Raw genomic sequence first — 17,446 nt, forward strand, 5'->3', positions numbered from 1 at the left:
GTTAGGTTTTGATGATACAGGAGTAGCTTTAATGCTAACAGTTTTTGCTCTTCAAGATAGTTTTGGTACTGCCTGTAATGTAACAGGAGATGGAGCTTTAACAATGATATTAAATGGGTTATATGCACATACAATTAAAGAGTAAATAAAAAATTATGAAATAAAAATTCCTTCAGGTTAAAAGCTGAAGGAATTTTATTATATTAGTTTCATTAGGTAAAATTATTATGTAATCTATTTTTGGTTGTTTTGAAATATATAAAATGGTATACTAATATAGAAAAATAAAACAGGAGGAAAAAAATGAAAAAACTAATATATCTTTTAATAATTATGTCACTAACTTTAGTAGGATGTTCTAATAATAAGGCACCTCGAAAATCTAATTTAACTTATGGAATGGTGAAAAGTAATGTGATAAAAGGAAAGACTTCTCAAAGTGAAATTATGCAACTATTTGGAGCTCCTAATTTAGTAACAAAAAATAAAGAAAATAATGAAGTATGGAGCTATAATAAAATGTCAGTAGATCAAAAAAGTGGAAGTAAAGATGCTTGGTTAATATTATTCGGTGCTAATTCTTCAAAGTCATCAGTAACTACAAGTAGCTTTGATTTTATTGTAATTTTTGATAAATATGATATAGTTAAAGACTACAGTGTTATAGCAAGTAATTATTAATAAGGAGAAGGGCGAATGAAAAAAATATTTTTATCAGCTATTTTAGCATTAACATTTTTAATGACAGGTTGTACAGCTGTGGATAAAGTAACTCCTTTAGAAAGAGCTCAGATGAGGACAGCAACAATGGATTCAGAATATAGAATGACATTTAAAGCTTTAATGACTACTTTAGAAAATGAAGGTTACACAATTGAAAATACAGACATGGATTCAGGATTAATAAAAGCATCAATAATGAAAAATGCAGTAGGTAAATGGGATACAATATTACTAGGAACTACAGGTATAAATAAAAAATCTTTAAGTTCAACAGTTACAAAAATTAATTCAGAATCAACAAGAGTAAGGATAAATATAAGAGAAGAGACAGAAACTCATCAAGGTGCTTATGATTATTCAAATGTAAATGAAATAAATGATCCTTTTGTTTATAAAGATTTATTTAATAAATTAAGAGTTGAAATAGCAAGATACAAAGCTATGAGATAGAAATTAAATTTAAAGATTCCAAACTAGAAAGGAGGAAGTGACAAGATTATTTTGTTGCTTAAATTAATTATGATTAAAAGTTTAAGTAAAGCTATAGAAATTTTAGAAATTTTGAAAAAATCTCCAAAAGGATGTAGCCTTCTTCAAATCTATACAACATTAGGTATTCCTAAGAGTACAGCACATGGTATATTGAAAACATTGATGGGGAAAATGTATGTATTAAAAGATGAGAGTACTCATTTTTATAGATTAGGCCCAGCATTGATTTCTTTAGGTAAAGTAGCTTCTTTAGAATTAAATATCAAAAATATAGCTTATTTAGTATTGGAAAAACTATCTTTAGAATTAGGTGTAGATTCATTTTTAATGATTCCTATTGGTTATAAAGGAACTATAATAGAAAGAGTAGATGGATTACAAAGTGTTAAAATAGTTGAAAATTATGGGAATGAATTTTATCTTCATTGTGGAGCTATGAGAAAAGCTATTTTAGCTCATAAAGATATATCTTTTATAGAAGATTATATTAATAATGTTATTGAAAAAAATGAAAATATAAAAATTTCCTCATCAAAGTTAAAGGGAGATTTAAAAAAAATTAAGTCTGAAGGAGTGGCAATATCATATGGTGAATATGCAAAGGGAACTATAGGGATAGGTGCTCCAATATATAATAGTAATGGGGAAGTAATTGCTTCTTTAGGAATTAATTTATTAGAAACTAAAGATTTAACAGATGAAAAAATAAAAGAATTAAAAGAAATAGTAAGAGAGAAAGCGATAGAAGTTTCAAAGGGAATGGGTTATTTATAAAATTTAATAAAAAATAATATTAGTAATAAAAAAAGTTCTTTAATGTTTAAATATTAAAGAACTTTTTTATTTTTTAAAATAATTTTAATTTGTATAAATATGTTCTAAAACCGTAGTAAGTATTGGTATATAAGGAGGATAATTTTTATATAGTTCAAATTTAAAAAAAAATCAATAAAAAAGAATTGACAAAAAACAAAAAAAAAGGTATATATATATTGTAGATATTTTACGAACGCGTTCTACAATGTAGAACGAGAGAAAAAAGTAACTATTTTAGATAAATTCTTAAAAAAAGGAGGTATGAGATTTAAGGAATAAATTTCTTGATTTATTTTTAGGAGATTTTAAAAATTAGTGAAATTTTATTAGTTAAAAATAAGATTGAAAGAGAAGAATTATTTATAAGTAAAAAAATTTAATAAAAAAATCCCAAATCGCAAAAAATGCAAAATGGGATAAGCATGATATAAATCATACCCTAGACAAGTATATTATATCATATCTTATCCTTAAAATAAATAAAATTTAGGAGGAAAAATATGAGAGAAGATGTAATACATTTCGAAGCGTTAGGAGAAGAGGCAATACATATAAAGGAGGAAACAGAAGCAAAACAAAAATTAGGATTATTACCACAAGATTTTAAATATACAGTAACACCAGAAAATTTACAAACATATTTGGATAAACATAAAGATGTTGAATTACCTAATATCATAACAACTAAAACACATTCAAAATTACCAAATGAATATTTAAGAGGATCTAAAAAAAGTATTATTACAAGAAGTGCTGGATATGATCATTTTGAAAGTTTACAAGAGGTTATTAATTTAACTTCATTAAGAGAATATTGTGTTAATGCAGTAGCTCAAACAGCAATAAAATTTGTATATGCTATGGCAGGAAGATTAAATGAATATACTAAAAATACACAAACTTTCGAGAGAAATAAAACTGTTTCTTTTATGGAACTAGGGCCTAATAGAACAGCAACAGTATTTGGAGTTGGAAAAATAGGAAAAAGAGTATATGAATTATTAGAAGGAAATGGATTAAAAGTTCAAGCTGTAGATATAAGAGAAGAAGAATTAAATGAATTATATAAAGGATCAGTAAAATTTGTAACTAAAGAAGAAGCAATAAAAACAAGTGATATTATTGTAAATGTTATGAATTTAACTAAAAATCCTGAAAGTAAGTTTTATAATGTTAATTATTTTTCTGAAGAATATTTATCTCAAGCTAAAAAAGGAGTTATTTTTGCTAACGTAACTAGAGGAGATATAGCTCCAGAATCAGTTTTACTTAAATTATATAAAGAAAATATTGTCGGAGGAATAGGATTAGACGTATTTACAGATGAAGGAAAATTTTCAAAATTAATTAAAGGTGAAATATCGCCAGATAATGAAGATCATAAAGCGGCTAAAGAAATAGTTGAGAAATCTATAAATCATACAGAAAACTTCTATGTTCAACCTCATCAAGGGTTTAATTCTGATTTAGCAGCTATAGACAAAGCAAGAGAAGCTGTAAATCATATATGTGATTGGTATAAAAATGACAAAGAAAATTTTAACGAGCAATTGCCTTATTATAAAGGATAAAGTTTAAGTTTGTTTTAATTGCTAATTTTATTAATTTTATCAATAAAAATCACAAGGAGGAAACATGGAAGCGTTAACGGGTAAGGCAATATGGATGGTATTACAAGATGTAGCTTGGATGGGGATACTTTTATTAATAGGACAAATGCTTAGAGCTAAGGTTAAAATTTTTCAAAAATTATTAATTCCTTCAGCTTTAATAGGTGGATTTTTAGCACTAGCTTTAGGGCCTAGAGGATATGGATTAATTCCACTTTCTAATTCTTTTGGAACTTATGCAAGTGTTTTAATAGTTGTTATTTTTGCAGCAACACCAATAGGAGATAAACCTACTAAAGAACAAACTTCTGGTCCAGTAATAGGAGGAATGTTTTTTAATGTAACAGGAGTGGCAGTCTTACAATATGCTGCAGGTATGTTTTTAACAGTATATTTATTAAAACATATCTATCCAAATTTACCAGAACAATTTGGTCTAACTATGGCTACAGGATTTTATGGAGGTCACGGGACAGCAGTTGCAGTAGGAAATGCCTTAGAAGAAATGGGAATAGCTAATATGACAGACCTATCTTTAACATGTGCTACTTTAGGTATTGTAGGAGGAATTATATTAGGAATATGTTTAATAAACTGGGGAACAAGAAAAGGATATACTCATTATGTAAAAAATCCTCAAGATTTACCAGTAGAATTAAGAACAGGATTAATCCCACCAGAAAAGCAAAAATCAGCAGGGAAAATAACAATTTCTTCTATATGTGTTGATCCTTTAACTTTCCACTTAGGACTTGTTTTATTAGCATCTATAGCAGGGAAATATTTTAGTGGATGGTTTAAAGGCTTCAGTGGAAATCATTTAGGCTTTGCAATAGCTATACCAGCATTTTGTTCATCTTTATTAGCAGCATTTTTATTAAATAAAATATTAAATAAAACTAATGGTCATAAATATGTAGATAGACATACAATTGGTAGAATTCAAGGGACAGCAACAGATTTCTTAATGGTTTCAGGAATAGGGTCATTAAATTTAGGAGTAGCAATGCAATATGCAGGTCCTTTATTAATAATATGTGGAGTTGGATTCTTAATCACATTATTATGGTTTATAATAATTGGAGGAAAGACTTCAAGAAAAGATTGGTTTGAAAGAAACATGATGTCTTGGGGTCATGCAACAGGAGTTACAGCAACAGGAATATTATTATTACGTGTAGTTGATCCAGAATTAAAATCTAGAGGAATAGAAGATGCAGGAATAGCAGATATTTTTAATCGTCCTATTATAATAGCTTTACAGGTTGTACCACCAATAGTGATGAATTTGATGCCAAGAACAGGTGGGCATATAGTAACTTGGTCTATTTTTGGAGTAGTAGGAATTATGTGGTTAGTAGCTTGGAAATTAAAATGGTGGATTCCAAGTCAAAAATTAAAGAAATATAGAGATACTTCTGAATCAGCGCCTCAATATGGAAATGATTTTGTAGGTCAAGAAGCAGTTTAAAAATTGAGATTATTTTCTTTCTCAAAATAGACTTTGGTCAAGCAAGAACTTCTTTACAAGCATTTGCAGAAAACTTCTAAAAAATTAAAAGGAGGAGAAAACAAAATTATTTTGTTATATAATTAAATATGATTAAAAGTTTAAAAAAAGCTATTGAAATTTTAGAAATCTTAAAAAAATCCCCAAGAGGATGTAGCCTTTTTCAAATATATACAACACTAGGTATTCCTAAAAGCACAGCTCATGGAATTTTAAAAACATTACTTATAAAAATGTATGTATTAAAAGATGAGAACACTCATTTTTATAAATTGGGACCAGCATTAGTTTCCTTAGGGAAAGTTGCTTCTTTAGAATTAAATATTAAAAATATAGCTTATTCAGTATTGAAAAATTTATCTTTAGAACTAGGTTTTGATTCGTTTTTAATGATTCCAATTGGTTATAAAGGAACCATTATAGAAAGAGTAGATGGATTACAAAGTGTTAAAATAATTGAAAATTTTGGAAATGAATTTTATCTTCATTGCGGAGCTATGAGGAAAGCGATATTAGCCCATAAAGAAACCCCCTTTATAGAAGAATATATAGAAAATATTATTGAAGAAAATAATAATATTAAAGTTTTATCCTCAAAGTTAAGAGAAGATTTGAAAAAAATTAAAGATGAAGGAGCAGCAGTATCTTATGGTGAATATGCAAAAGGTACAGTAGGAATAGGAGCTCCAATATATAATAATCATGGAAAGGTAATTGCCTCCTTAGGAGTTAATTTATTAGAAAATAAGGAACTAACAAGTGAAAGAATAGAAAAATTAAAAGAAATTATAAAAGAAAAAGCAGAAGAAGTATCCAAAGGAATGGGAAAAAAATAAAAAAAATGGAACTATAATTAGTTCCATTTTTTTATTTAAATGTTTGAAAATATTTAAAATGAGAGTATAATTTAATGAAAGGAAGTGATTAATTTGAATAAAAAAACTAGAGCAAAAATATCCATAGGAGTTATAATAGCAGCCTTATTTTTAACTGCTTCAATTTTAAAAGTTAGTGATGGAAATGATATCGTTAAGTTAAAAAACTATAAATCAGCAAGTAAATATATAGAAAAGGGATGGATTCCAAATGATATTTCAAAAAATATAGAAGATATATTTTTAGTTTATAATTTAGATGAGAATATAGTTAATATAAATTTTAATCTTCCTAAGGAAGAAATAAAAAATATTTTAGAGAGAACAAAAACTATAAATTTAGAAAAATTGAAAAAAGAAACAAAAGCTTTGAATGTGAAATTTATTTCTCTTGAAACAAAATTAAAGAAAAATAAAGATAGAGCATTGATAAATGAGGATTCAAACTATGTTTATGTTATTTATCCCACAGGGGAAATATATATGCTTAGCAAAATAAATTAAAAAAAGCTTGCAAAATTAATAAAATAGAGTTATTATATTTGAAATTAAAACAAAGGGGGAATTTTTTATAATGTTAAGAACATACATGTTAAGCCTAATAAATCTCTTACTGCTTCTTATAATGATAATAAGAACAGAATTTTTATATGGCAAAAATATGTTAGAAAAACTTGTAAAAAATTTCAATGATAATTACTATAATAAAATTTCATCTCTAAAATTTTCACTCAAATAGAAATTTAGATTTTAAATAAAACAGTAAGATAAATAAGTTGAAGTTAACCAGTCTAGCATATAGGCTGGTTTTTTATATAATTGATATTTAAAAAAGGGGGCATAAAATGATAGAAAATATTTTTACATCAAATTACACTGTAGGTGAAATGGCATATAATGAAATACCAAAAATTTGTAATGTTTACGGAAAAAAAGTTGTAATGATTGGAGGAAAGACAGCTTTAGAAAAGGCAGGTCATATAATAAAAGATTCAATAAAAAATAGTGATATGGAAATTATAGATACTTTATGGTATGGGGGACAGGCCTCTTTTGAAAATGCTAAAATGTTATCAGAGAATGAAGCTGTAAAAAAAGCAGATATGATATTTTCAGTTGGGGGAGGAAAAGCTTTAGATACTTGTAAAATATTAACAGGGAAAATAAATAAACCTGTATTTACATTTCCAACTATTGCAGGAACATGCGCAGCTATGACATCTGTTTGTGCAGTTTATCATCCGGATGGAGTTTTTAGAGATGTATATTTTAGACATGCACCAGCAGAACATACTTTTATAAACACAAAAATTATTGCAGAAGCTCCAATTAAATATATTTGGGCTGGTATAGGTGATACTTTAGCTAAGGGCTATGAGCCTGAATTTTCATCTAGGGGAGAGAAACTAGATTTTTCAAATACTATGGGGGTTACTTTATCTAGTTTATGTAAAGAACCAATATTTAAAAATGGAACAAAGGCTATAAAAGATTGTGAAATAAAGGTATCTTCTAGTGAAGTAAAAGAAGTAGTTCTTTCTATAATAGCGGCAACAGGAACAGTTTCAAATGCTTTAGAAATGAAATATAATAGTTGCGCTGCTCATTCATTATGTTATGGATTTACAATTTTTCCTAAAGTAGAAGAGCATCATTTACATGGAGAATTAGTTTCTTATGGAGTTCTTGTTCAGACTATGATGGATAACAACTTAGAAGAACTAAAAAAATTAATAGAATTTTATAAAAGTATAAAATTACCAATTTCTTATAAAGAATTTGGAGTAACAGAAAATGAAATAGAAAAAGTTATAGAAAAAGCTTGTTCCACTGGTGATATAGAACAAGCATGTATGAAAATAGATAAAGAAGTTTATAGAAACGCTATTAATAAACTAGAAGATTTTATTCAAAATATTGTAAAATAAAAAAATATAGGATAAAATGTTATAAAAAGGTTACGGGAGAAATTATGAATTTTGAAAAAGTAAATATTGAAAATTGGGCAAGGAAAGAATATTATGAAACTTATATGAATGTTATTCCTTGTACTTATTCTATGAGCGTAAAATTAGATATAACAAATTTAAGAAATTATATAAAAGAAAATAAATTAAAGTTTTTTCCAGTAATTTTATTTGCTATTTCTAAAATATTGAATGATCATAAAGAATTTAAAATGGGATTTAATGATAAAAAAGAATTGGGATACTTTAGTTGTATTAATCCAAGTTATACTATATTTCATGAGGATACACAAACATTTTCAAGTATTTGGTCTGAATATAATGAGGATATAAATGAATTTTATAAGAATGTTATGGAAGATTTAGAAAAATATAAAGATATTCATAAAATGGTGGCTAAAGATCCTGTAAATAATTCTTTTAATTTTTCAAGTCTACCTTGGGTTAATTTTGAAAGTTTTAGTTTGAATTTACAAAAAGGTTATGAGTTTTTAGCTCCAATAATAACAGTGGGAAAATTCTATAAAGAAAATGATAAAATTAGTTTACCACTTTCTTTTCAGATTCATCATTCAGTAAGTGATGGTTTTCATGCAGCTAGATTTGTCAATGAATTACAAGAATTTATTAATAAACTTTAGTTAATTATTTATAGCTTTCAATTAGAGAAGTTAGAGATGTTTTGAAATTTAAATTATCTTTTTCTTCTCTTTTTTTAGGCCCCTTAGTACGTTTGCCATTATTTCTCATTTTTTGTGACATATGTCTTGAAAAAAGAAGAGAATCGATATTAAACTTATTATAAATAAGTCCATTTTGATTAATACAACGGGCTTTTTTTGCTAGGATCATGGAAGCTAATCCAAAATCTTGAGTAACGACAATATCATTTTCTTTAGTATCTCTAAGAAGGGCAAAATCAACAGCGTCATCTCCAGGATTAATATAAATAGTTTTAGCATTTTTCTTTTCTAAAACATGGTTTTTATCACAGTATAAAATTGTTTCTATTTTGTAATGTATGGCTAATTCTATTGTTAAATCAACAACAGGACAAGCATCAGCATCTATTAAAATTTTCATATTTATCTTCCTTTTTATAATATTTTGTAGACAATATTATATCATTTTTAGAAGAATAAAAAAATATTATTTTTCATATATAAATGTTATAATTAGTTTAATAATTTTAAAAGAGGTATGTAAATGAGAAAAGGAACATGTATAAATACTTATAGCGGAGTAGAATTTTATCCACTTAGTCCAAAGGAAGATGAAATAAAAATAGAAGATATAGCTCACGCTCTATCTTTAGTTTGTAGAGGGAATGGTCATGTTAAATATTTTTTTAGTGTTGCCCAGCATTCTATAAATTGTTATTTAGAAGCTAAAGCTAGAGGCTATTCTAGAGAAATTCAACTAGGATGTTTACTTCATGATGCTTCAGAAGCTTATTTATCAGACATAACAAGACCTGTAAAAAAAGAGTTATCAGAATATTTAGCTATTGAAAAAAATCTTCAAGGGGAAATTTATAAAAAATTTAATGTTAATATTGGTAAAGAAGAAGTTTTTAGTAAAATAAAACTTATAGATGATGAAATTTTAAAATATGAAATGTTAAATCTTTTAAATGTAGACTTAGGACAAGCTAATCTAAAGGGAAGTATAAGTTTAGAATACAAGGATATTTTAAAAGTAAAGGAAGACTTTTTAGATTATTTTAATCTTTTTAGTGATTTAAGTAAGAATGGAAAAAATGACTAAAATATGGTAAAATAGTAGTGTAAATATTTGAAAATAAAGATATTTCTAAGGAGAGTTTATGAAAAATGATGTTCTAGAAAAGAGATTACAAAATATTATAAAAAGTTTTGAAATTGAAGATTTTAAAATGTCACAGGAGCATATATCTATTTTAAAAGGTGTAGCTTATGGTAAACTTAACTCAAATTTATTGATAATCGAAAGGAAGAAAAGACTTTTGAAAGGATAGGTTAATATGGATATTAGTGATGTAAAGGATTATACAATAACTGATGATAAATACACATATCCTAGGTCAAACGTACTTAGAAACAAATTTAATATTAGAAATTATGAACTTCTTGCAGAACAAGAAGTTTTTTTCACATCTTTAAGGTTGATGGAATTAACTTTAAAACCTCTAAAGGGTAAGTTAGATTTTAATTATTTGAAAAAAATTCATAAATATATATTCCAAGATTGTTATGATTTTGCTGGAGAAATTAGAAAAGTAGATATTCAAAAGGGATCTAGTAAATTTTGTATAACTAGATATATTCAGATTCAAGGGGAAGAAATATTTGAAAAATTGAAAAATGAAAATTATTTAAAAGACTATAAATATGATGAGTTTTGTGAAAAGCTAGCATATTTTATGGGGGATCTAATATCTTTACATCCTTTTAGAGAAGGAAACGGTAGAGCAAATAGAGAATTTTTTAGAATCTTATCATTGAAAGCAGGATATGATTTAGATTATTCTAATTTTCAGAAAAAAGAAATATTAGAGGCAGATATAGCATGTTTTAATTTGAATATGAAACCAATGCTAAAATTAATGAAAAGTGGATTAGTAAAACAAATAAAATAGTACAAAGGAGAGTTTATTATGGATGGTATGTCATATTTTATATTAGGGGTAACAATTGCAGTTATATTTTTTATCATTAATATGTTGTTTACAAGATGGTTTTTAGGAATAAGTAAAATTATTAGTAGACTTGAAAAATCATTAGATGAAGAAAAAGAAATAAATAAAAATTTAAAGAAAATCATAGAAAAAATGGAAGAAAGCAAATAATATCTAGAAAGTAGGTGTTGATGTAAAATATCAGCACCTTAATTTATTTTATTAATACAGGAGATGATTAATATGTTAAATGTAGATTTAGAAATAATTTGTGGAGATATTACTGAAATAAAATGTGACGTTATAGTAAATGCTGCCAATAATTCACTTCTTGGAGGTGGGGGAGTTGATGGTGCTATTCATAGAGCTGCAGGTCCCAAGTTATTAGAAGAATGTAAAACTTTAAATGGTTGTGAAACAGGAGGGGCAAAAATAACTAAAGGATATGATTTACCTTCTAAATTTATAATTCATACTGTTGGACCAGTTTGGCATGGTGGAAATAATAAGGAAGCTGAAAAATTGGAAAGCTGTTATAAGGAAAGTCTTAGATTAGCAGAAAAAAATAATTGTAAAACAATTGCTTTTCCATCTATAAGTACAGGTGTTTATTCATATCCCCTAGAAGAAGCTTCAAAAATAGCAATAAAAACTATAATCAACTATATAAAAGAAGAAAATAAAAATATAAAAAAAATAATTATAGTGTGTTTTGATGAAATAACTTATAATTATTATGTGAATTCTAAAAATGAAATTGATATATAATTTTTAAAATTATATGAAAGGAAAAAATATGAGAAAATTTTTAATTTTTTTCTATATGCTTATAAATATTATTAGTGTATACGGGGAAAAAATATATACAGTAGGCTTTGATCCCTATGCTCCTCCCTTTCAATATATTGAAAATGGTGTGGTTAAAGGATTTAATGTTGAGCTTTTAAATAAAATTGGAAAATCTAATAATTTAAAGTTTAATTATGTTCCTATAAATAATGGAGAGGGTATAGAAAAATTAAAAACTAAAGAAGTGGATATTTTAATGGGGATAAGGTTTCATAAGGCTGAAGAAAGAATATTAAACTTTTCAGAAAGTTTAATTCAGACAAAGGCTTGTATGGTAGCTCCTAAAAACAAGGTAGATGTTATAAAAAATAATTTATCCTATATGCATTTTTTAGTTGCAGTGGAAAAGGACTCAATTGAATATAATTATTTGAATAGTATTAAAAGGATAAATTTCAATACTTCCTTTGATCAAGAAACTGTTTATGATACTTTGAAATCAGGAAGAGCAGATTTTCTAGTTGGAATTAAAGAAGTAATGGCTTATTTATTATCCCAAGATAAGATATCAGAGGACTACGTTTTTTTAGATAGTTATGATATTCCAGTTGGATATTATCTTGGAGCCTTACATGGAAATGAAGTTCTTATGGGAAATATTGATAGAGAATTAAAAGAATTAAAGTTTAATGGAACTTATAAAAAATTATATAATAAATGGTTTGCAAATACAGATTTAGTAAAACAGATGAAGTTAATGAGGAATTTCAAAATATTAACCCTTGCAGCTATGATACTTGCAGGAATATTATTCTTATCCTTTATTTGGAACTTACAACTTAAAAAAAATGTATCTATGAAAACAGTGGAATTAAAGGATTCTAATACTAGACTAGAAGATAAAATTGTAGAGATAAAAAATAATAACGAATTAAACTCTTTAATGTGTGAAAGTAGTCCTAGAAGTATTGCTATTTTTGATAGAGAGGGTAAAGTTAAGTTTATGAATAAGAATGCAACTTTACTTGGAGAAGTAAAGGGGGAGTTCTTAGGAAAAAATGCTTTTGAGTTACCAATTATAAAAGATATGATTGGAGGAGGACTTTTTGAACAAACAATTCATGAAAATAAAGCTCATATAACTCATGAAATAGAGGTTACAAAGGATGAAAAAACAAAATATTATAGATATACAATGTATCCATTACTTGATTATTTGAAAAAAAATTACGGAGCTTTTTTAACAATAGAAGATGTTACAGAGGAAAAATTTCTAAAGGAAAGAGCAATTGAACGGGAAAAAAATGCAGCAATAAGTAATATGGTTTCAGGAATAGCTCATGAAATTAGAAATCCATTAACATCTATTAAAACATATATTGAATTATTACCTTTGAAAAAAGATAATGAAAAATTTCAAAATAGGTTAGTAACAATAGTTCCAGCAGAAGTGGAAAGAGTTAGTAAATTAATAGAATCTTTAATTGATTATTCAAAACCTAAAAATAACCATAAATCAAAAACAGAAGTTCATGCATTGATAGAATCTTCCATAGGATTATTAGAACCTATTGCTAATAAAAAAGGAATAGAAATTTTAGAATTTGTGGATAAAACAATAGTCTTAAATATAGATACATCTCAAATAAAGCAAGTTTTAATAAATGTTTTATTGAATTCAATTCAAGCTATTGAAGAAAAGATAGAAAAATTAAAAGCAAAGGAAAAATTTTATGTAAAGGTGAGTTTATATGAAAATAATTCTAAGATAGTTTTAGAAATTGAAGATAATGGAATTGGAATGACAAAGGAAGAAATAGAAAATATATTTGAGATTTTTTATACAACTAAAATAAAAGGAACTGGCCTTGGATTACCTACTTCAAAACAGTTAGTTGAGGTAAATGGAGGGAAATTAGTTGTTGAAAGTGAAAAAAATAAATATACAAAAATAAAAATGATATTTGGTGGTGAAGTTCATGAATAAGAAAGTTATAATAATAGATGATGAAATATCTATTTGCGATTCTTTAGAGTTTGCTCTAGAAGATAAATACAATGTTATGTTTACAACAAATCCCTATGAAGGATTAGAAAAAATAAAGGAAAATAACATAAATGTTGTTTTGTTAGATTTAAAGATAGGAGATGTCAACGGGTTAGATATATTAGAAAAAATAAAGGAATATGATAAAAATATATCTGTAATAATGATGACAGCTTATGGATCCATAGTATCTTCAGTGGATGCTATAAAAAAGGGAGCTTTTACTTATTTAACAAAGCCTTTAAATTTAGAGGAACTATATATAAGTATTGAGCAAGCCTTAGAAATACAAAACTTAAATAGAAAAGTTGAATATTTAAGTAAAGAACTTGAAGATAAACATAGCTATCAAGGGATAATTGGGAAAAGTGAAACTATGAAAAATATTTTTTCCCTTGTTGAAAAATTAAAGGATGTAGATCTTGGGGTAATGATAACAGGAGAAAGTGGAACAGGTAAAGAATTAGTTGCAAGAGCTATTCATTATTCTGGAAAAAGAAAAAATGAAAACTTTGTAGAGATAAATTGTGCAGCTATACCAGAAAGCCTTTTGGAAGAAGAGTTTTTTGGACATAAAAAGGGAACATTTACAAATGCTATTTCAGATAAAGTTGGGAAATTTGAATTTGCAGATAATGGGACAATATTTTTAGATGAGATAGGGGATATGAGTCTTGGTTTACAGGGAAAGCTTCTAAGAGTTTTACAAGAACAAAAATTTAATCCTATAGGTTCAAATGAAGCAATAGAAATTAATGTTAGAGTTCTTGCAGCAACAAATAAAGATTTAAAAGAATTAATTGAAGAGGGAAAATTTAGAGAAGATTTATATTTTAGATTAAATGTTGTGGAAATAGATTTACCTCCTTTAAGAGAGAAAAAAACTGATTTACCATTATTATTTGATCATTTTATAAAAAAATGTAATAAACAAATGAATAGGGAAATAAAGGGAATATCTAAGGAAGCTGAAAAAGTATTGCTTAATTATGATTATCCTGGAAATGTGAGAGAGCTTTTAAATATAATGGAGCACAGTGTATTATTATCTCAAGGGGATATGATAGATATAAATTCTTTGCCTAAAAGATTGAAGGATGCAAAAGTAAATAATAATAAACCATGTGAAGAATTACAAGGTTTAAATAATTTAAGCTTAAAAGAAATAGAAAAAATAATAATAAAAAAACGTTTAGAAAAATATAATGGAAAGAAAAAAAATACAGCAGAAAGTTTAGGAATAAGTGATAAAGGATTAAGAAATAAGATTGCTGAGTACGATTTGTAAATAGTGGGAGAAAAAACGGTAATTTTTACAAAAAAATATTTGTAATTTTTACCGATTTTTATATATGGAGATTTTTTAAAAAATAACAGATGTCAAAAGGTGTTAAAAAATAACAGATTAAAATTTTTTATATTTTGGCACGGAAATTGCTTTATAATTATATCGACAACAGGGGGACATAATGAATAGAAAAAGTATAATTAGTTTAATTATAGTCACTATTAGTCTTATTTTTATTACAGGTTGTAAAGAAACTCAAAAAGACCTAGTTGATAAAAATAAAAAAAAAGAAGTTAATAATTTTTTAACTATAGCAACAGGACCAACAAGTGGATTATATTATCCAATTGGAACATCCTTTGCAAAGGCTTTAAAGAAAGTAGGATACAGAACATCTGTTCAATCAACAGGTGGTTCAGTTGAAAATATAAACTTAATACTTACTGAGGCTGCTGATTTAGCAATAGCCATGTCAGATTCAGTTGATCAATCAAAGGAAACAAATGAGCTAAGAGCATTAACAGGATTATATCCAAACTATGTTCAGTTAGTTACAATAAAGAAAAACAAAATAAGAAAATTTGAAGATTTAAAAGGAAAAAGAGTAGGGATAGGAGCTTTTAATTCTGGTGTTGAATTAAATGCAAGAATGATGTATGAGGCTCACGGGATGACTTACGAAGATAGTGTTGTTCAATATTTAAATTATGGTGACGCTGTTGAAAAAATGAAAAATGGATTAGTAGATGCAATATTTGTAACAAGTGGTATTCCTAATGAAACTATTATGGAGTTAAAAACAGATGCAGATATAGTTTTAGTGCCTATTACAGGTAAGGGTATGAGAAATTTAAGAAAAAAATATCCGTTTTTTGTTGAAGATGTTATTCCAAAAGAAATTTATGGAACAGATAGAGATATAAAAACAGTATCAGTTAGAAACATAATGCTAGTAAGAAAAGATTTACCAGAGGATGTTGTGTATGAAATAACAAAGGGAATATTTGATAATATTAAAAGCATAAAAGCTTCCCATGTAACATCTAAACAGAATATTTCTTTAGAAAATTCTCAAGTAGGTGTGAAGATTCCATTTCATCCAGGAGCAATAAAATATTATAAAGAACAAGGGGTGGTAAAATAATATAAACTTAACCCTTTGGAAATTTATTAGTAAATAATATGTACTTATATAAAGTATTATTTTAAATAAAATTGAGGAGGGGCAAATTATGGAATTTAATTTGACGGCGTTTATATTTAATCCTTTTGTACTAATATTTTTAGTTATGACATTAGGAAACTTATTTGGAAGAATAAAGTTTGGAAGATTCAACTTTGGAATCACAGGAACTTTATTTGTAGGACTTTTAGTAGGATATTTTTTAACTAAGTATGGTGTAACTTTTGCAGAAACAAGTAAATATTACATGAGAGCTCAAAGTGTAATTAGAGGAAAAGTTATTGGAAGACCAATATTATTCTTCTCACTACTAATATTTATCATAGCAACTGGACTTTTAGCAGCAAAGGATATGAAATATGCTATTAAGAAGTTTGGAAGACAATTTGTTATGTTAGCTATATTAGTACCATTTATTGGAGCAGCTTCTTCTTACGGATTATCTAAATTATTCGCAGGAGTTAGTCCATATCAAATTACAGGAACTTATACAGGAGCTTTAACAAGTTCAGCAGGACTTGCAGCAGCAATTGAATCTTCAGAATTAGAATCAAAAAGATTAACAGTTGAATTTCCTAATTTAAAAGAAGAATCAAGAACAAAAATATTAACAATTATAAATAAAGCAAATGAAAGAGATGCAAAGTTACAACATCAAGAAGCACCAGAAGTATTAACAGTAGAAAATACAAAAACAATTAGTGAAAAAGATGCAGAAACATTTATATTAGAAGCTAAAGCAGGAGTTGGAGTAGGACATTCAATTGGATATCCATTTGGAGTATTATTCTTAATCTTAGGTGTTAACTTTATACCAAAACTTTTCGGATTCAGTCCAGAAGAAGAAAAGAAAAAATATTTTGCTCAAAAGAAAAAAGATTTAGAAGAAGCAGGAATAGAAGATAAAGTAGTAGAAGAAGTTAAAATGGACTTTGTTGCATTCTCACTTGCAGGATTCTTAGGATATTTCTTAGGAAGTATTAAATTCCATATTGGACCTTTAGGAACTTTAGGACTTGGAAGTATAGGTGGATCAATCATAGTATCTCTAATCTTAGGATCTATTGGAAAAATTGGACCGATCAACTTCCGTATGAACTCTGATATTTTAGGAAAAATGAGAACTTATTTCCTAGCAATATTCTTAGCAGGAACTGGAATCAACTATGGTTACCGTGTTGTTCAAGCAATATCTGGTGACGGAGTTTCAATAGTTGTAGTTTCAATATTAGTAGCAATCATTTCAATATTAATTGCTTTCTTAGTAGGGCATTATATATTCCATATAAACTGGATGTTATTATCAGGAGCAATCACTGGTGGAATGACATCAGCTCCAGGACTTGGAGCAGCTATCGATGCAGTTGGTTGTGATGAACCAGCAATAGCATACGGAGCAACTCAGCCGTTGGCAACACTGTTTATGGTAATATTCTCGATCATAATCCATAAACTTCCTATATAAACTGTATTATAAAAAAGACACAGCT

At 26.8% G+C, this 17,446-nt stretch carries 20 protein-coding genes; 19 read left to right on the forward strand and 1 reads right to left on the reverse strand.

Annotated elements, in window-relative coordinates:
- From Q7K47_06305 to catA, 10 genes are all read left to right on the forward strand, one after another.
- The coding region (locus Q7K47_06305; protein ID MDP0506833.1) for a cation:dicarboxylase symporter family transporter at positions 1-145 on the forward strand (145 nt) is incomplete at its 5' end.
- Positions 146-303: 158 nt separating this feature from the next.
- The gene (locus tag Q7K47_06310; GenBank protein ID MDP0506834.1) at positions 304-681 is read left to right on the forward strand and encodes a hypothetical protein; all 378 of its coding nucleotides are present in this window, start codon (positions 304-306) and stop codon (positions 679-681) included.
- Positions 682-696: 15 nt separating this feature from the next.
- Positions 697-1,173 carry a hypothetical protein gene (locus Q7K47_06315; GenBank protein MDP0506835.1) on the forward strand — a complete coding sequence of 159 codons (477 nt, stop codon included), beginning with the start codon at positions 697-699 and terminating at the stop codon, positions 1,171-1,173.
- A 51-nt stretch (positions 1,174-1,224) separates the two neighbouring features.
- Positions 1,225-1,989 carry an IclR family transcriptional regulator gene (locus tag Q7K47_06320; protein ID MDP0506836.1) on the forward strand — a complete coding sequence of 255 codons (765 nt, stop codon included), beginning with the start codon at positions 1,225-1,227 and terminating at the stop codon, positions 1,987-1,989.
- Between the two features lie 542 nt (positions 1,990-2,531).
- Positions 2,532-3,602, forward strand: coding sequence for an NAD(P)-dependent oxidoreductase (locus Q7K47_06325; GenBank protein ID MDP0506837.1), 1,071 nt, complete (start codon positions 2,532-2,534; stop codon positions 3,600-3,602).
- Between the two features lie 64 nt (positions 3,603-3,666).
- Positions 3,667-5,112 (forward strand): sodium/glutamate symporter, encoded by a 1,446-nt coding sequence (locus Q7K47_06330; GenBank protein ID MDP0506838.1) that lies wholly within the window; start codon positions 3,667-3,669, stop codon positions 5,110-5,112.
- A gap of 128 nt (positions 5,113-5,240) precedes the next feature.
- On the forward strand, positions 5,241-5,987 hold the full coding sequence (locus Q7K47_06335; protein MDP0506839.1) for an IclR family transcriptional regulator: 747 nt from the start codon (positions 5,241-5,243) through the stop codon (positions 5,985-5,987).
- 93 nt (positions 5,988-6,080) lie between these two features.
- Entirely contained in the window at positions 6,081-6,530 is a 450-nt protein-coding gene (locus tag Q7K47_06340) for a hypothetical protein (protein MDP0506840.1), read from the forward strand.
- Positions 6,531-6,871: 341 nt separating this feature from the next.
- Positions 6,872-7,954, forward strand: coding sequence for an iron-containing alcohol dehydrogenase family protein (locus Q7K47_06345; GenBank protein ID MDP0506841.1), 1,083 nt, complete (start codon positions 6,872-6,874; stop codon positions 7,952-7,954).
- A gap of 44 nt (positions 7,955-7,998) precedes the next feature.
- Entirely contained in the window at positions 7,999-8,634 is a 636-nt protein-coding gene (gene catA, locus Q7K47_06350) for a type A chloramphenicol O-acetyltransferase (GenBank protein ID MDP0506842.1), read from the forward strand.
- A gap of 4 nt (positions 8,635-8,638) precedes the next feature.
- On the opposite strand, the gene Q7K47_06355 is transcribed toward catA, so the two are convergent.
- On the reverse strand, positions 8,639-9,076 hold the full coding sequence (locus tag Q7K47_06355; protein MDP0506843.1) for a YaiI/YqxD family protein: 438 nt from the start codon (positions 9,074-9,076) through the stop codon (positions 8,639-8,641).
- A 123-nt stretch (positions 9,077-9,199) separates the two neighbouring features.
- Here Q7K47_06355 and Q7K47_06360 point away from each other — a divergent pair, with 123 nt between their 5' ends.
- The 9 genes from Q7K47_06360 (at position 9,200) to Q7K47_06400 (ending at position 17,421) form a co-directional block, all read left to right on the forward strand.
- Entirely contained in the window at positions 9,200-9,760 is a 561-nt protein-coding gene (locus Q7K47_06360) for a hypothetical protein (GenBank protein MDP0506844.1), read from the forward strand.
- Positions 9,761-9,818: 58 nt separating this feature from the next.
- On the forward strand, positions 9,819-9,989 hold the full coding sequence (locus Q7K47_06365; protein MDP0506845.1) for a hypothetical protein: 171 nt from the start codon (positions 9,819-9,821) through the stop codon (positions 9,987-9,989).
- Between the two features lie 6 nt (positions 9,990-9,995).
- Positions 9,996-10,610 (forward strand): Fic family protein, encoded by a 615-nt coding sequence (locus tag Q7K47_06370; protein MDP0506846.1) that lies wholly within the window; start codon positions 9,996-9,998, stop codon positions 10,608-10,610.
- A gap of 18 nt (positions 10,611-10,628) precedes the next feature.
- Positions 10,629-10,820 (forward strand): hypothetical protein, encoded by a 192-nt coding sequence (locus Q7K47_06375; protein MDP0506847.1) that lies wholly within the window; start codon positions 10,629-10,631, stop codon positions 10,818-10,820.
- A gap of 72 nt (positions 10,821-10,892) precedes the next feature.
- On the forward strand, positions 10,893-11,417 hold the full coding sequence (locus Q7K47_06380) for an O-acetyl-ADP-ribose deacetylase (GenBank protein MDP0506848.1): 525 nt from the start codon (positions 10,893-10,895) through the stop codon (positions 11,415-11,417).
- A gap of 28 nt (positions 11,418-11,445) precedes the next feature.
- A complete protein-coding gene (locus tag Q7K47_06385) occupies positions 11,446-13,425 on the forward strand; it encodes a transporter substrate-binding domain-containing protein (GenBank protein ID MDP0506849.1) in 1,980 nt (659 codons plus the stop codon).
- Complete coding sequence (locus Q7K47_06390) at positions 13,418-14,773, forward strand: sigma-54 dependent transcriptional regulator (protein MDP0506850.1); 1,356 nt, start codon at positions 13,418-13,420, stop codon at positions 14,771-14,773. Before Q7K47_06385 ends, Q7K47_06390 begins: the two co-directional genes overlap by 8 nt.
- 181 nt (positions 14,774-14,954) lie before the next feature.
- Positions 14,955-15,917 (forward strand): TAXI family TRAP transporter solute-binding subunit, encoded by a 963-nt coding sequence (locus tag Q7K47_06395; GenBank protein ID MDP0506851.1) that lies wholly within the window; start codon positions 14,955-14,957, stop codon positions 15,915-15,917.
- Between the two features lie 88 nt (positions 15,918-16,005).
- On the forward strand, positions 16,006-17,421 hold the full coding sequence (locus Q7K47_06400) for a hypothetical protein (GenBank protein MDP0506852.1): 1,416 nt from the start codon (positions 16,006-16,008) through the stop codon (positions 17,419-17,421).
- Positions 17,422-17,446: the final 25 nt, after the last annotated feature.

Source organism: Fusobacterium sp. JB019 (assembly GCA_030673965.1).
Lineage (GTDB): Bacteria > Fusobacteriota > Fusobacteriia > Fusobacteriales > Fusobacteriaceae > Fusobacterium_B.

Excerpts from the sequence above, each read along its gene's own strand:
- Q7K47_06355 (MDP0506843.1), bottom strand. The coding sequence starts at position 9,076 with ATGAAAATTTTAATAGATGCTGATGCTTGTCCTGTTGTTGATTTAACA.
- Q7K47_06345 (MDP0506841.1), top strand. The coding sequence starts at position 6,872 with ATGATAGAAAATATTTTTACATCAAATTACACTGTAGGTGAAATGGCA.
- Q7K47_06315 (MDP0506835.1), top strand. The coding sequence starts at position 697 with ATGAAAAAAATATTTTTATCAGCTATTTTAGCATTAACATTTTTAATG.
- Q7K47_06370 (MDP0506846.1), top strand. The coding sequence starts at position 9,996 with ATGGATATTAGTGATGTAAAGGATTATACAATAACTGATGATAAATAC.
- Q7K47_06335 (MDP0506839.1), top strand. The coding sequence starts at position 5,241 with ATGATTAAAAGTTTAAAAAAAGCTATTGAAATTTTAGAAATCTTAAAA.
- Q7K47_06390 (MDP0506850.1), top strand. The coding sequence starts at position 13,418 with ATGAATAAGAAAGTTATAATAATAGATGATGAAATATCTATTTGCGAT.
- Q7K47_06385 (MDP0506849.1), top strand. The coding sequence starts at position 11,446 with ATGAGAAAATTTTTAATTTTTTTCTATATGCTTATAAATATTATTAGT.
- Q7K47_06360 (MDP0506844.1), top strand. The coding sequence starts at position 9,200 with ATGAGAAAAGGAACATGTATAAATACTTATAGCGGAGTAGAATTTTAT.
- Q7K47_06365 (MDP0506845.1), top strand. The coding sequence starts at position 9,819 with ATGAAAAATGATGTTCTAGAAAAGAGATTACAAAATATTATAAAAAGT.
- Q7K47_06330 (MDP0506838.1), top strand. The coding sequence starts at position 3,667 with ATGGAAGCGTTAACGGGTAAGGCAATATGGATGGTATTACAAGATGTA.
- Q7K47_06400 (MDP0506852.1), top strand. The coding sequence starts at position 16,006 with ATGGAATTTAATTTGACGGCGTTTATATTTAATCCTTTTGTACTAATA.
- Q7K47_06380 (MDP0506848.1), top strand. The coding sequence starts at position 10,893 with ATGTTAAATGTAGATTTAGAAATAATTTGTGGAGATATTACTGAAATA.
- catA (MDP0506842.1), top strand. The coding sequence starts at position 7,999 with ATGAATTTTGAAAAAGTAAATATTGAAAATTGGGCAAGGAAAGAATAT.
- Q7K47_06325 (MDP0506837.1), top strand. The coding sequence starts at position 2,532 with ATGAGAGAAGATGTAATACATTTCGAAGCGTTAGGAGAAGAGGCAATA.
- Q7K47_06375 (MDP0506847.1), top strand. The coding sequence starts at position 10,629 with ATGGATGGTATGTCATATTTTATATTAGGGGTAACAATTGCAGTTATA.
- Q7K47_06310 (MDP0506834.1), top strand. The coding sequence starts at position 304 with ATGAAAAAACTAATATATCTTTTAATAATTATGTCACTAACTTTAGTA.
- Q7K47_06395 (MDP0506851.1), top strand. The coding sequence starts at position 14,955 with ATGAATAGAAAAAGTATAATTAGTTTAATTATAGTCACTATTAGTCTT.